This is a genomic window from Reyranella sp. GW821-FHT14A01 (assembly GCF_058803965.1).
Genome location: NZ_JBXAPM010000034.1, coordinates 1 through 13819, shown reverse-complemented (window position 1 = coordinate 13819; position 13819 = coordinate 1). Strand labels below are relative to the sequence as shown.

At 65.5% G+C, this 13819-nt stretch carries 13 protein-coding genes; 3 read left to right on the top strand and 10 right to left on the bottom strand.

Going from position 1 to position 13819, the window contains the following annotated elements; translation table 11 throughout:
- Positions 1-244 precede the first annotated feature (244 nt).
- Positions 245-964, top strand: coding sequence for a class I SAM-dependent methyltransferase (locus tag AC1ROX_RS31465; RefSeq protein ID WP_493132864.1), 720 nt, complete (start codon positions 245-247; stop codon positions 962-964).
- Here AC1ROX_RS31465 and AC1ROX_RS31460 read toward each other — a convergent pair.
- Positions 961-2313: an MBL fold metallo-hydrolase gene (locus AC1ROX_RS31460; protein ID WP_493132862.1), complete on the bottom strand. Its 1353-nt coding sequence runs from the start codon at positions 2311-2313 to the stop codon at positions 961-963. The two genes, AC1ROX_RS31465 and AC1ROX_RS31460, sit on opposite strands and share 4 nt — an antisense overlap.
- 105 nt (positions 2314-2418) lie before the next feature.
- Between AC1ROX_RS31460 and AC1ROX_RS31455 the strand changes: the two genes are divergently transcribed.
- Positions 2419-3048: a MarC family protein gene (locus AC1ROX_RS31455; protein ID WP_493132860.1), complete on the top strand. Its 630-nt coding sequence runs from the start codon at positions 2419-2421 to the stop codon at positions 3046-3048.
- A gap of 42 nt (positions 3049-3090) precedes the next feature.
- Here the strand turns inward: AC1ROX_RS31455 and zigA are convergent, their stop codons facing one another.
- The 9 genes from zigA to AC1ROX_RS31410 all read right to left on the bottom strand — a co-directional run bounded on the left by zigA (position 3091) and on the right by AC1ROX_RS31410 (position 12348).
- Complete coding sequence (gene zigA / locus AC1ROX_RS31450; protein WP_493132859.1) at positions 3091-4299, bottom strand: zinc metallochaperone GTPase ZigA; 1209 nt, start codon at positions 4297-4299, stop codon at positions 3091-3093.
- Complete coding sequence (locus AC1ROX_RS31445) at positions 4289-4915, bottom strand: DUF1826 domain-containing protein (RefSeq protein ID WP_493132857.1); 627 nt, start codon at positions 4913-4915, stop codon at positions 4289-4291. Before AC1ROX_RS31445 ends, zigA begins: the two co-directional genes overlap by 11 nt.
- A 94-nt stretch (positions 4916-5009) precedes the next feature.
- Positions 5010-7136 carry an adenylate/guanylate cyclase domain-containing protein gene (locus tag AC1ROX_RS31440; protein WP_493132855.1) on the bottom strand — a complete coding sequence of 709 codons (2127 nt, stop codon included), beginning with the start codon at positions 7134-7136 and terminating at the stop codon, positions 5010-5012.
- Positions 7137-7148: 12 nt separating this feature from the next.
- Entirely contained in the window at positions 7149-7883 is a 735-nt protein-coding gene (locus AC1ROX_RS31435) for an RraA family protein (RefSeq protein WP_493132853.1), read from the bottom strand.
- 91 nt (positions 7884-7974) lie between these two features.
- Complete coding sequence (locus tag AC1ROX_RS31430) at positions 7975-9075, bottom strand: calcium:cation antiporter (protein WP_493132888.1); 1101 nt, start codon at positions 9073-9075, stop codon at positions 7975-7977.
- A gap of 2 nt (positions 9076-9077) precedes the next feature.
- Entirely contained in the window at positions 9078-10007 is a 930-nt protein-coding gene (locus AC1ROX_RS31425) for a branched-chain amino acid ABC transporter permease (RefSeq protein ID WP_493132852.1), read from the bottom strand.
- Positions 10004-10885: a branched-chain amino acid ABC transporter permease gene (locus tag AC1ROX_RS31420; protein WP_493132850.1), complete on the bottom strand. Its 882-nt coding sequence runs from the start codon at positions 10883-10885 to the stop codon at positions 10004-10006. The genes AC1ROX_RS31425 and AC1ROX_RS31420 overlap by 4 nt, the downstream gene beginning before the upstream one ends.
- Before the next feature lie 7 nt (positions 10886-10892).
- Positions 10893-11597: an ABC transporter ATP-binding protein gene (locus AC1ROX_RS31415; RefSeq protein ID WP_493132849.1), complete on the bottom strand. Its 705-nt coding sequence runs from the start codon at positions 11595-11597 to the stop codon at positions 10893-10895.
- The gene (locus tag AC1ROX_RS31410; protein WP_493132847.1) at positions 11590-12348 is read right to left on the bottom strand and encodes an ABC transporter ATP-binding protein; all 759 of its coding nucleotides are present in this window, start codon (positions 12346-12348) and stop codon (positions 11590-11592) included. Before AC1ROX_RS31410 ends, AC1ROX_RS31415 begins: the two co-directional genes overlap by 8 nt.
- 124 nt (positions 12349-12472) lie before the next feature.
- On the opposite strand from AC1ROX_RS31410, the gene AC1ROX_RS31405 reads away from it, so the two are divergent.
- Complete coding sequence (locus AC1ROX_RS31405) at positions 12473-13699, top strand: ABC transporter substrate-binding protein (RefSeq protein ID WP_493132845.1); 1227 nt, start codon at positions 12473-12475, stop codon at positions 13697-13699.
- Positions 13700-13819: the final 120 nt, after the last annotated feature.

Genomic DNA, 13819 nt, shown 5'->3' with positions numbered 1-13819 from the left:
CGCCTGCCTCATGACACGCCTTAGCCCGCGGCCGGCTCCAGGGCAAAGATGCTGCAAGCACTGCACGAAGGCCCGAGTCACAATGACACATTCCGGGAAGACGACGACTATCTCGGCGGATTCTTGCCGGCCTACCTTCCCTTCGTTGCCTAACCGCAGATGACCCTAACTGGCGCCGGTTGCCGCGCCCGCGTAAACGCGCCGTCGACTGGACGGCCGAATGGGGAAGTGCCAGTTTCCGCCCATGTCCCTGAAGCGAGCGGCGCGCGATGCCGTCTATAGACTGGTGATCGACCCCATCCTGTGGCTCAGCCCGAGGGTCAGCACCTCCCACCTGCGCGCCGACAGCGTCTACAAGATCATCTCCGACCGCGCCGCCCAGCGGGCCGCCGATTATGTCGAGAAGCATCTCGACGTGGCGCTGATGTTCTCGGCGCGCGAGCTGCTGTGGGATTTCGCGATCTCCAAGGCGCCGCGCGACGGGCTCTATCTCGAGTTCGGCGTCATGACCGCGGCCTCGACCAACCATTTCGCCCGCCGCGTGGCGCGCGGCAACATCAAGGTCTACGGCTTCGACAGTTTCGAGGGGCTGAAGGAGGACTGGCCCGGCACCGAGGCGCCGGCTGGCGCCTACCAGGTCAGCAAACCGACCGAGCTGGAGCCCAATGTCGAGCTGGTGGTGGGCTGGTTCGACGCCACCCTTCCCGGCTTCCTCGACCGGCACAAGGGACCGTGCTCGTTCCTGCACATCGATTGCGACACCTATCCCTCGACCAGGCTGGTGCTCGACCTGCTGGCCGACCGGATCGGCGCCGGCACCGTCATCGTGTTCGACGACTACATCGCCTTCCCCAACTGGGAGAACGGCGAGTTCAAGGCGTTCAAGGAATTCGTCGAGGCGCGCGGCGTCAAATACAAGTACCTGGGCTTCGCCAACCAGCAGTCGGCGGTACAGATCCTCTAACGCATCTTCACGTAGACCGACTTGGCGAGCTTGTAGAGCCGGGAGTCCTGCGCGGCGAAGCGCATGATGAAGTCGCGCGACTTGTCCTCGAGCGCGCTCACGATGTAGTCGAAGCCCGCGCGGCGGCGGTATTCCGCGAGATAGGCCTGCAGCTCGGCGTCGGTTTCGGCCAGGCCGTTGTCGCCGTACTTCGCCACGTAGTAGTTGAAGCCGCCATCCTGCAGCGAGCGCACGCCGCCATGCAGGGTGGTCTTCATGTAGTTGCCGATCAGCAGGTCGTCGAAGATGCGATAGTCGATGCAGGTCATCAGGCTGCCGCGCGGCACGGCGAAGGTGATGCCGCGCTCCCGGGGCCCGCGCATCCTGATCGCATGGTCGCGCCCGCCGACGCGGAAATTGACGAAGCCGAAATAGTCCTGCACCGGGTCCTTGCGCGCGAAATAGGCCTCGATCTTCTTCACGTCCGCGGCCTCCAGCGCATCGGACCAGTTGTCGCCGAATTCCTCCGGCGCCTTGGGGACGACGGCGATCTCTTCCGGCGTATGGGTCGTGAAGGAGCCGTCACGGCAATCGACCGTTGAAAAGGCCGGGATGAAGCCCACATCCGGCGACAGGCCCTTCTCGAAGGCGTCCATCGGCGTGGTGTAGGGCTCGGCCCACATCGAATCGGTGCGCTGATACTGGTGGAAGGCCGAGAAGGGAATCACCGTCTTCGCGCCGGCCGCCTTGGCGAGATTGGTGAGCTGGCCGCCGACCGACGGCTTGCGCGCGGCGCGCGGCGTCAGGAACTTCCCCTGCTCGTCGAAGAAGTTGATCATGTCGGCGTCGCCGTAACCCGACAATGCCAGCAGGTAGGAGCGTTCGTAGCGCGCGGCGATGCTGCGGATGTAGCGCGTGCAGTCGCGCGTGCCGGCATCGTTGGTGTTGATGAAGAGGCTGCCGCCCGAATCGACCAGCAGGATCGAATCCTGGATGCGGGTCGTGATGCACTGGACCTTCACGGTCTCCGAGAGCGGCACCCACTTGCGATCCGGCAGCACGGTGAGGTCGTAGCCGCCCGGCTGCAGGTCCTTCAAAATCCGCCCGTTCAGATGGTCGGGCAGCAGGATCTTCTGACCCTTGAAGCGCTCGATCGTCACCGGGTTCAGGTGATCTGGATGGCCGTGCGAGAACCATATGTACCGGCACTTCAGGATATCGTCCTTGAGCGACCGGGGAATGCGGTGGCTCAGCACCCAGCTTCCGAAATAGGCGGGATCCTCGTCGCCGAACCACGGATCGGTGGCGAGCAGGGGCTGGCCGTCATAGACGATCAGGGTCGCATTGCCCGTGGTCGTGACCTGGTTCATGGCGGCGGTTGATACCGCAGACCCACCAGGCCCGCAAACCGGCGCGCATTGTTGACAGGCAGGGTCCGGCATTCTCTTGTAGGGCAACAATCAAGGAAGCATCGCTTGGGTCCGGCATTTCTCCACGACTTCTTCTACGAATTCGTCACCCTGCTCGTAATCCTCGATCCGTTCGCCACGGTGCCGCTGTTCCTCATGGTCACGGCCGGCCTCGACCGGCGGGAATCGCTGAAGGTCGCGGCCTATGCGCTGGGCGTCGCGTTCCTGATCATGCTCTTCTTCATCGTGGTCGGACGGGCGCTGCTGGCGGCGCTCCACATTCCCATGGCCTCGTTCCAACTCGCGGGATCGCTGATCCTGCTGCTGTTCGGCCTCAAGATGGCGCTGGGCAAGGTGTCCGAAGAGGCCATGGCCGTGCCGGCCGATGCGACGCCGCTGCAGCGCGCGGTCTTCCCGCTGGCCGTTCCCGGCATCGCCGGCGCCGGCGCGATCCTCACGGTCGTGCTGCTGACCGACAACAACGTCCGCTCCATCGGCGAGCAGATCACGACCACGGCGATCCTGGCGCTCTGTCTCTGCGTGCTCTTCGTCGCCTACGCCGTCGCCGGCACCTTGTTCCGCCTGCTCGGCAAGCCGGGCATCGAGATCATAACCCGCGTGTTCGGCCTCATCCTGTCGAGCATCGCCGTCACCGGCCTGGTCGTCGCCATCAAGCTGAGCTTCGGCCTGACCTGAACCTCGGCGCGGTCCTGTTGCAGGCCGCGCACCGACACCGGCTCACTCCTGGCCGCCCAGCTTCCACACCGGGAAGGGATCGGGAAGCCTGGCCCACATAGACGGTCCCATCGCCATTTCCGCGTCGGTCAGCAGGCACGTGTCGAGACGCTCCGTGAGGGTCCTCTTGTCCATGCCTCTCGCGCCGATGAACACGATTTCCTGCCGGCGGTCGCCATAGGGACTCTTGAACGAATTCCGGATGCTGGCGCGCCATGTGGAGTCCTGCGGCCATTCCCTGCGATCCACGGCAGCCCACCAGGCGCCCGCCGCCTCGTGGCGCAGCATGCCGCCGGCCTGGCTGACGGAGCCGGCAATCATCATGCGCGAGGCCAACCAGAAGAATCCCTTGGAGCGGATGACGCCATCCCAGCGCCCGTTCAGCAGCGCGTAGAGCCGCGTGGGATGGAAAGGGCGGCGCGCCTTGTAGACGAAGCTCCAGAAGCCATACGTCTCCGTCTCCGGCGTATGAATGCCCCGCATTTCCTGCATCCAGCCCGGCGCCTGGCTCGCCTTCTCGTAGGAGAACAGGCCGGTATCGAGCATCATGCCGAGGGGGACGCGGCCGAACTCGCTGGTAACGATGTTCGCCTTGGCATTGAGTCGCCGCAGCATGGACATGAGGAAGCCGAGATCGTCGGCGGACACGAGGTCGGCCTTGTTGATCACGATCACATCGGCGAACTCCACCTGTTCGACCAGCAGGTCGACCACCGTACGCACGTCTTCCGGCTGCGCTGTCTGACCGCGGTCCCGCAGAAAATCGGCCGAGCTGTAATCTTCCAGAAAGGCGCGAGCGTCGATGACCGTGACCATGGTGTCGAGACGGGCGACTTTCGACAGGCTCTTGCCGGCTTCATCCTCGAACTCGAAGGTGGCGGCGATCGGCATGGGCTCCGATATGCCAGTCGATTCGATCAGCAGGTAGTCGAAGCGCCCCTCACCCGCCAGCCGCTCCACCTCCTTCAACAGGTCTTCGCGCAGCGTGCAGCAGATGCAGCCGTTCGACATCTCCACGAGCTTTTCTTCGCTGCGACTGAGTTCGGCACCGCCCTGACGCACCAGAGCGGCGTCGATGTTTATCTCGCTCATGTCGTTGACGATCACGGCGACCTTCCGGCCCTCACTGTTGTTCAGGACATGATTGAGCAGGGTCGTCTTGCCGGCGCCGAGATAGCCGGAGAGTACGGTCACGGGGAGCTTATTCATCATCGGGGACCTCGTTGAGACAGAGGAAAAGTCTCGTCTGGCCGCTGCCTGCAACGGGCGGCGAACGATGGACGATGGCCTTGGGACCGGCGCGCGTGACGCCTTTGAAAAGGCCCGCCGCGAAACGCGGCAACTCCTCGAGCGGGCCGCGATAGCGGCGCTGGCCTCGCAGGGCGCGATCGCCAAGTGCCGGCCGCGCCCACTGCGTCGCCGGCCCGCGATAGGTCGCGTTCAGCCGGTACCCGACATGGTCGCGGTGAAAGCGCCAACACGAATCGTGGTCGACAGCCTCCAGCCGCACGTCGACATCGGGTCCACCCGCCAGTGACGCAAAGATGCAGGCCAGTCGGGCAACGTCCGTGATGAATGCTCGCCGACCGGCGCCATCCTCGAGGCCGACGAGATCGCAGAACGTTGAAAGCCGCGCCGGCACACAAGCCGCCGGACCAACGAACCGCCCTGCGGGAAGACGATCGGCCGGCAGGTCGTCGAGCCAATGCGCCAACTCTACGGGCGGCGATCGGTGCCAGATGGCCAACGCGATATCATCTTCCCTGACACTGTGCAGCGTGGCTTCGTCCGTTCCTTCCACGACCTGCGGACCGGCTTCGATCGTCATGCCAACCTGGCGCCCCATGATAAAGATACGTTATAATGTATCAATATCCCAAAAGAGTTCGCCTGGATAGGGCTATCGAGCCTCGGCTGAAACGTCAGAGCCTAAGGACCCAGGCCTCGACGTTGCCCTTGCCCTTGACCTCGATCTCGCCGCGCGCCTCGAAGACGAACTGGTCCTTGAGCTTCTCGTAGACCGGGCGCGTCACCTGCACCGAATCGGGGATGCCGCCGGATTCCATGCGGCTCGCCAGGTTCACCGTGTCGCCCCACAGGTCGTAGATGTACTTGCTCTTGCCGATGACGCCCGCGACCACCGGCCCGCTGTTGATGCCGACGCGCAGCTTCATCGACACGTTGTGCTCCATCGCGTGCTCGCGCGTGATGTGCACCATGCGGATGGCCATGCGCACCATGCGCTCGGCATGGTTGGGCACCGGGACCGGCAGGCCGCACACCGCCATGTAGGCATCGCCCACCGTCTTGATCTTCTCGATGCCGAGTTCCTGGGCCGCTACGTCGAAGCGCGTGAACAGGCCGTTCAACAGGGTCACGACATTGGCCGGCGGCATCTCCGACGAGAGCGCCGTGAAGCCCACCAGGTCGGCGAAGGAGACCGTGACCTCGGCGAAGCCGTCGGCGATGCCCTGCTCGCCGCCGCGCAGGCGGTTGGCGATCGGCGCCGGCAGCACGTTGAGCAGGAGTTCCTCGTTCTCGCGGTTCTTCTCCGCGATGACGAGGCTCTTCTCGTTGAGATCGTCGATCATGCCGTTGAAGGCGAGGCAGAGCTGGCCGATCTCGTCGCTCGTGCGCACGGTCACATGCGCCTCGACATCGCCGCCCGCGAAGCGCTTCACGCCGGCGGTGAGCTCGCGCAACGGCCCGAGCAGCGCGTTCGACAGCCAGGCGCCGGTCACGACGACCACGAGGAAGGCGATCGCGCCCACGATCAGCAGGTCGCGTTCGAGCCGGTAGACCGGGGCAAAGGCCTCGGTACTGTCGATCTTGGCGACCAGGCCCCATGTCACGCCGGGGATTTTGACCGGCCCCCACGAGGCGAGCGTCGGGACGCCGCGATAGCCCATGACTTCGCCGAACCCTTCGACGCCGCCGATCGCGGCGCGCGTCGCCGTGGTGTCGGCATGCTGGTGCAGCATCGGCGAGCCGTAGCGCTTGATGGCGGCGATATCCTCGTCGGAGGCGCCGCCGGCCTTCAGCTCGGAGAAATAGAGGTCGCGGTTTTCGAAGTAGTTGCGGCCGCTGGAGCGCACCAGGAAATCCGGGCCAACCAGATAGGCCTCGCCAGTCGTGCCGAAGCCCTCGTTGCGCCAGCGCCGCCCGCCGGTGACGATGGCGTCGATCTCGTCGATCGACAGCTCCGCGATCAGCACACCGGTCACGACGCCGTGCTCGATCACCGGCGCGGCCATGAACGCCGTGGGCGTGCCATCGGAGGGCAGGTAGGGAGAGAAATCCTCCAGGCAGGTGGCCGAGGGGTAGGGCGCACTGGCGCATCGCGCCGCCGCGGCGGCGAGATTGGACTGGCGGTAGGGGCCGGCGCGCAGCGAGGTGGCGAAATCGGCGTCCTTGTCCACCGTGTAGATCAGCCGTCCCGTATGTGGGTCGACGATCATGAAATCCTCGAAGCCCAGGGTCGCACCCGCCGTCCGCATCAGCGGATGGTAGATCGCGTGGACCTTGCTGTAGGTGCTGCCGTCGCCGGCATTGTCGAGCAGGTCGCGCCGCCCCGCCGGATGCGGATTGCGGACGATATAGAGATCCTGCAGGAAGTACGGCGCCGCGGAGACCGGCAGGTACTCCATCAGGGGAACGTCCTTGCCCAGGACACGCCGGACCATCGGCATGTACTGCTCTTCGTACCAGGCGTGCACGCTCTCGCGCAGCTCGGGCGGCACCGGCTTCTTGTCGAACTCGTCGACGGCTTCGCGGAAGTTGCGCGTGGCGTCGACCACCATCTTGGTCGCCGCCAGCAGACGCATCTCGTTGCGTACGGTGCGGAAATAGGATTCGACCTGGTGCGCCTTGGTCTCGCGCGCCGCGGTGAGTTGGGCGAAGATCGCGCGCTCGAGCGCCTCGCGCGCACGGATGTAGCCCAGGACGCCGGTGATCAGGACGGCGACGGCACCCAGCAGCAGCAGGATCCCGAACAGCTTGGCCGCCAAGCCCCAGCGTACGGGCCGTGACTCGGCGGCGCTCACCGTCATCGAAGGACGTCCTTAGCTCTTCTTGGCGCCGTAGGTGCCGCCGGAGTTGATGGCGCGGATCTCGGCGGCCGTCTTGGCCTTGCGCATCTTCTCGAGCTTCTCGGCCTCGTCGGCCAGCATCGCCTGGGCGTTCTTCAGCACCGCGCTTGCGTGCTGGGCGGGGAACTTCACCGCGCCGTTCTCGTCCATGTGGATCAGCTCGCCCGGCGCCACGTCCATGCCGCCGACCGACACCGGCACATTGACCGACTGCACCGCCATGTCGCCATGACCGGCGGTGACGCCGCCCAGCAGCAGCTGGAACTTCATCTTGCGGATCGCGTCGATGTCGCGCGACGGGCCGTTCGACAGCATGCCGACGCAGCCGACGGCCTGCATCGAGGTCGTCATCATCTCGCCGGCCAGGCCCGCCTTGTTCATCAGCTCGGGCGGCCACTTCTGCTGGATGACCAGGATGGTCGGCTTCTTCATGGCGTCGAGCGCGTCGACCACGTCCATGAAGGTCAGCCGGCCGGCGAAGTTCGGATCGGGCAGGCCGTACACGCAGGTCACGGCATAGCCGATGATGGCGCCCATCTCCGGGTACATGCAGCGGATCGACGTGTCGGTGTACCAGTTCTCGGTCCAGGGATTGTAGAGGCCGAGGCAGAGCGGATTCTTCGGGTAGGTCGCGACCACGTTGGTGATGGTCGGCGTGTCGATCTTGCGCAGCTCGGCGAACAGCTGGTCTTCGGAAAGCTCGGTCATGTCGGTCGTTTCCCCCTGGGTACGGCTTCGTTCTTCGCGCGAAAGGAGCCGGCGGGCAAGGCCCCTGCCCGCCCCGGTCTCCCCTCCCGCGTCACGGCACGAAAATCAGGAAGACGAAGGTCGCGAACAGGACCAGATGGACGAAGCCCGGCAGGATGTTGGTCCGCCCGCCGCCGAAGGTCACGAGGCTGACCCCGAAGGTGAGGGCCAGCAGAACGACGTCGTGCCTGTCGATGCCGAGCTCGAGCGGCTGATTGAGCACCATGGCCAGCAGGCTGACCGCGGGGATGGTGAGGCCGATCGTGGCCAGCGAGGAGCCGAGCGCCAGGTTCAGGCTCTTCTGCAGCTCGTTGCGCCGCGCCGCCCGCAGCGCCGCCAGGGTCTCGGGCAACAGCACCAGCAATGCGACCAGCAGTCCGACGGCATCGAGCGGCGCGCCGACGGCGGTCACGACGGTCTCGACGGAGCCGGCAAAGCCTTTCGCCAGAAGCACCACGGCAACCAGCGCGACCAGGAGCTGGCCGACGCTTTCCCAGAATTCGCGGGGCTCCGGCCCGGCGCCCGGCTCGCCATGGTCCTCGCCCGAATCGGAGAGGAAGTAATCGCGATGGCGGATCGTCTGGACGTAGAGGAAGACGCCGTAGAGCACGAGGGTGACGAAGCTCACGAAGACGAGCTGGGTCGAAGAATAGAACGGACCCGGCGCGCTGGTCGTGTAGGTCGGCAGGATCAGCGTGAGCGTCGCCAGCGGCATCAGCACGACGAGATAGGCGTTGGCGCCGGGCAGGCGGAAGCCCTGCTCGCCATAGCGCAGGCCGCCCACGATCAGGCAGAGGCCGACCATGCCGTTGCAAACGACCATGATCACCGAGAACACGGTCTCGCGCGCGAGGCCGGCATTGCCGTCGCCCGCCAGCATGATGGAGAGGATCAGCGCGACCTCGATCACCGTCACGGCGACCGTCAGAACGAGCGTCCCGTAGGGTTCGCCCAGCCGGTGCGCGATGACGTCGGCGTGGTGGACCGAGGAGAAGACCGTGGCCATCAGCACCACCAGCTCGATGACCGGCAGTGCGGTCGCCATCGCCGGCGACAGCGAGGCACGGGCGATGGCGAAGGAGATGACCAGGGCGACGAGGAGACCGAGCGCAGGGACCAGCCGCCAGTGCAGGGGCTTGCGCGCGCCGGCCATCCTCAGCGTGCCTGCCGCCGCTTCCACCACTCCGCGAGTTCGCCGACGACGCCCTTGCGGAAGGCAAGCACGATGACCACGAAGATGGCGCCCTGGATCACCAGCACGAACTCGCCGGCGAAGGCCAGGTAGTTCTGCATGGTGATGATGATGAAGGCGCCGACCACCGGACCGATGATGGTGCCGAGGCCACCAACCAGCGCCATCAGCACGACCTCGCCGGAAGTCGAGGCTGCCACGTCGGTGAGGGTTGCGAACTGCTGCACCATCGCCTTGGTGGCGCCGGCGAGGCCGGCCAGCGACGCCGACAGGACGAAGGCCAGCAGCTTGTAACGGTCGGCCTCATAGCCCAGCGACTTGGCGCGCTGCTCGTTGTCGCGGATCGCCTTCAGCACCTGGCCGAACGGCGAGTGGATGATGCGGTAGATGGCGCCGTAGCCGAACAGGAAGATGGCGAGCACGACGTAGTAGAGGACACGGTCGTCCTTGGTCGGGATCAGGCCGCCCAGCAGTGCCTTGCGCGGGATGCCCTGCAGCCCGTCCTCGCCGCCGGTGAACGGCGCCTGGACGCAGAAGAAGAACACCATCTGCGCGAAGGCGAGCGTGATCATGGCGAAGTAGATGCCCTGGCGACGGATCGCCAGTGCACCGGTCGCGAGACCGAGCAGCGCCGCGCCCGCGACGCCCGCCAGCAGGCCGGCCTCGGGGGCAAGGTTCCAGGCCTTCACGACGTGGCCGTAGAAGTAGCCCGCCATTCCGAAGAACATGGCGTGGCCGAAGCTCATGAGGCCCGCATACCCCAGCAGCAGGTTGAAGGCGCAGGCGAAGAGCGCGAAGCACAGCGCCTTCATCAGGAAGACGGGATAGGCGAACATCGGCGCGACGAGCGCCAGCACGATCAGGAGGGCGTAGCCTATGCGTGTCGCGTTCATTTGGTCTGCCCGAACAGGCCGGCCGGCTTGATCAGCAGGACGAGCGCCATGATGACGAAGATCACCGTGTTGGAGGCCGGCGGATAGAACACCTTGGTCAGGCCCTCGATCAGGCCGAGGCCGAAGCCGGTGACGATCGAGCCCATGATCGAGCCCATGCCGCCGATCACCACGACCGCGAACACCACCAGCACGAGGTTGACGCCCATCAGCGCCGAGACCTGCTGGATCGGCGCCGCGAGCACTCCGGCCAGGGCGGCGAGCGCCACGCCCAGCCCGTAGGTGAGCGTGATCAGCCGCGGCACGTTGATGCCGAAGGCGCGGACCAGGGTCGGATTCTCGGTGGCCGCGCGCAGGTAGGCGCCGAGCTTGGTGCGCTCGATGCCGTACCAGGTGGCAAGGCAGACCACGAGCGCCGCCACCACCACGAAGCCGCGATAGGTCGGCAGGAACATGAAGCCGAGATTGGTGCCGCCGGGAATCGGATTGGGATAGGGCGCGCCCGAGGATCCCCACTTCCACTGGAACAGGCCCTCGATCACCAGCGCCAGGCCGAAGGTCAGCAGGAAGCCGTAGAGATGGTCGAGATGGTAGATGCGTTTCAACAGCAGCTTCTCGAGCACGATGCCGAACAGGCCGACGATGATCGGCGCGATGACCAGCGAGGCCCAGAACGGCACGTCGAGGAGGCCGAGCAGCAGCCAAGCCGCGAAGGCGCCCATCATGTACTGCGCGCCGTGCGTGAAGTTGATCACGTTCAGCATGCCGAAGATCACGGCGAGGCCGAGGCTCAGCATGGCGTAGAAGGCGCCGTTGATCAGGCCGAGCAGGAGCTGGCCGAACAGAGCCTGCGGGGAAATGCCCAGAAGTTCGAACATGGCGGCCTCACACCCCCAGATAGGTTTGCAGCTTGCCGATGCTCTGCTGGACGTCGCTCGACGCAACCGTGTCGATCACGCGGCCGTCCTCCATCACATAGTGGCGGTCCGCGACCGTGGCTGCGAAGTGGAAGTTCTGCTCGACCAGCAGGATGGTGAAGCCCCGGCTCTTCAGCTGGCGGATGATCTCGCCGATGCGCTGGACGATGACCGGCGCCAGGCCTTCGGTCGGCTCGTCGAGCAGCAGCAGGTTGGCGCCGGTGCGCAGGATGCGGCCGATGGCCAGCATCTGCTGCTCACCGCCCGACAGTTTGGTGCCCTGGCTGTGGCGCCGCTCCAGCAGGTTGGGGAAGAGCTTGTAGATCTCCTCGATGCTGAGCCCGCCCGGCTTCACGACCGGCGGCAGGCGCAGGTTCTCGTCGACGTTCAGGCTCGAGAAGATGCCGCGCTCCTCCGGGCAATAGGCGATGCCCAGGCGCGCGATGTGATCCGACGGCAGGCCGATCGTCTCCTTGCCGTCGAAGGCGATCGAGCCGGTGCGCTTGCCGAGGATGCCCATGATCGAACGAAGGGTCGTGGTCTTGCCGGCGCCGTTGCGGCCCAGCAAGGTCACGAGCTCGCCGCGGCGGATCTCGAAATCGACGCCATGCAGGATGTGCGATTCGCCGTACCAGGCCTGAAGGCCCGCGACTTTCAGCAGTGTCTCAGCCATGACCGGTTCCGACATAAGCCTCGACGACGGCGGGATGCTTGGAGACCGTGGCGTAGGGCCCCTCGGCCAGCACCTCGCCACGCGCCAGCACGGTGATCGTGTCCGAGAGGTCGGCGACGACGGACATGTTGTGCTCGACCATCAGGACGGTGCGGTCCTTGGCAACAGTGCGGATGAGGGCAGCGATGCGCTTGATGTCTTCCTGGCCAAGGCCGGCCATCGGCTCGTCGAGCAGCATCATCTCGGGCTCGAGCGCCAGGGTCGTGGCGATCTCCAAAGCGCGCTTGCGGCCATAGGGAAGATCGACGGCCTGGGCCTCGGCGAAGTCGGCGAGGCCGACGGCCGTCACCAGCTCCATCGCCCGCGCATCGAGGCGGGCCAGCACGCTCTCGGAGCGCCAGAATTGGAAAGAAATGCCGAGCTTGCGCTGCAGGGCGACGCGAACGTTCTCGCGCACGCTGAGATGGGGAAACACGGCCGAGATCTGGAAGGACCGGGCCAGGCCCATGCGGGCGATGGCGGCCGGCGAGCTGCCGGTGATGTTGCGACCGTTGAAATGGATCTGCCCGGCCGTCGACGACAGGAAGTGCGTCAGCAGGTTGAAGCACGTCGTCTTACCGGCGCCATTTGGCCCGATCAGCGCGTGAATTGTGTGGCGCTTTACGCGCAGGTTGACGTTCTTGACCGCGATGAAGCCCTTGAACTCCTTCGTCAGCCCGGTCGCCTCGAGAATTATTTCTTCGTTGGCCATCGGCTCTCCCTGTCTCGCGAATTAATCGAAGCTTTGCGCCGCTGTCCAGCACTGGCGTCGGCTGCGGGCCACGGCTAGATTTCGAACCCTAAGAACAGAGAAAAACATTGGGAGGATTAAAACCATGAAGCTTACAACCAGCATCAGGCATGCCGGAGCCGCGGCCGCCGTCGCCGGCCTCGCCGTCATCGGCCTGGCCGCCTATGCCCAGGCCCAGGCTCCCGCACCGCTCAAGATCGGTGTCATGGAGGGCTTCTCCGGCGTCTACGGCGATCTCACCCAGGGCGAAGTCGAGGCCATCCAGATGGCGATCGACGATTTCGGCGGGAAGGTCCTCGGCCGCCCGATCGAGATCCTGCAGGCCGACCATCAGACCAAGCCCGATGTCGGCGCGGCGATCGCCCGCAAGTGGTACGACGTCGACGGCGTAAAGATGATCACCGGCATCGGCACTTCGTCGGTGGCATTGGCCGTGCGCAAGATCGCCCAGGAAAAGGGCATGATCGACATCAACACCGGCGCGGCCTCGGCCGACCTGACCGGCCCGTCCTGCTCGGAGACCGGCGCGCATTGGGTGTACGACACCTACTCGCTGGCCAAGGTGACCGGCGGCGCGGTCGTCAAGGACGGCGGCGACTCCTGGTACTTCCTCACCGCCGACTATGCTTTCGGTCACGCGCTCGAGCGTGACGTGACCGCGGTCGTGACGGGAGCCGGCGGCAAGGTCGTGGGCGGCGTCAGGCATCCGCTGAGCACCCAGGACTTCTCGTCGTTCCTGCTGCAGGCCCAAGCCTCGAAGGCCAAGGTCATCGGCCTCGCCAACGCGGGCCAGGACACGATCAACTCGATCAAGCAGGCGGGCGAATTCGGCATCACCAAGTCCGGCCAGCGCCTCGCCGGCCTCCTGGTCTTCTCGACCGACGTGGCCGCCCTCACCCTCCCGGTGGCGCAGGGCCTCGTGCTCACCGAATCGTTCTACTGGGACCTCAACGACGAAACCCGCGCCTGGACGAAGCGCTTCCGCGCCAAGCGCGACAAGATCCCGTCGATGCTGACGGTCGGCGTCTACAGCTCGACCCTGCACTATCTCAAGGCCGTGCAGGCCGCCGGCACCGACGATCCGAAGGCGGTGATGGCGAAGATGCGGGAGATCCCCGTCAACGACGTCATGACCAAGAACGGCAAGCTGCGCGAGGACGGCCGCCTGGAGCGCGACATGTACCTGTTCCAGGTCAAGACGCCGGCCGAGTCCAAGAGCAAGGACGATATCTACAAGCTGATCGCCACGGTGCCGGGCAACGAGGCCTATCGCCCGATGAAGGACGGCAAGTGCCCGTTCGTGAAGAACTGATCCTTCGCGGATCGTGACAGTGAAAGGGGCGCCGCGAGGCGCCCCTTTTTCTTTGCTCATAGGAGCGCGCAACTCCAGTTGCGCTCATACCTTGTCTACCGAGCTTGAGCGCAACTGGAC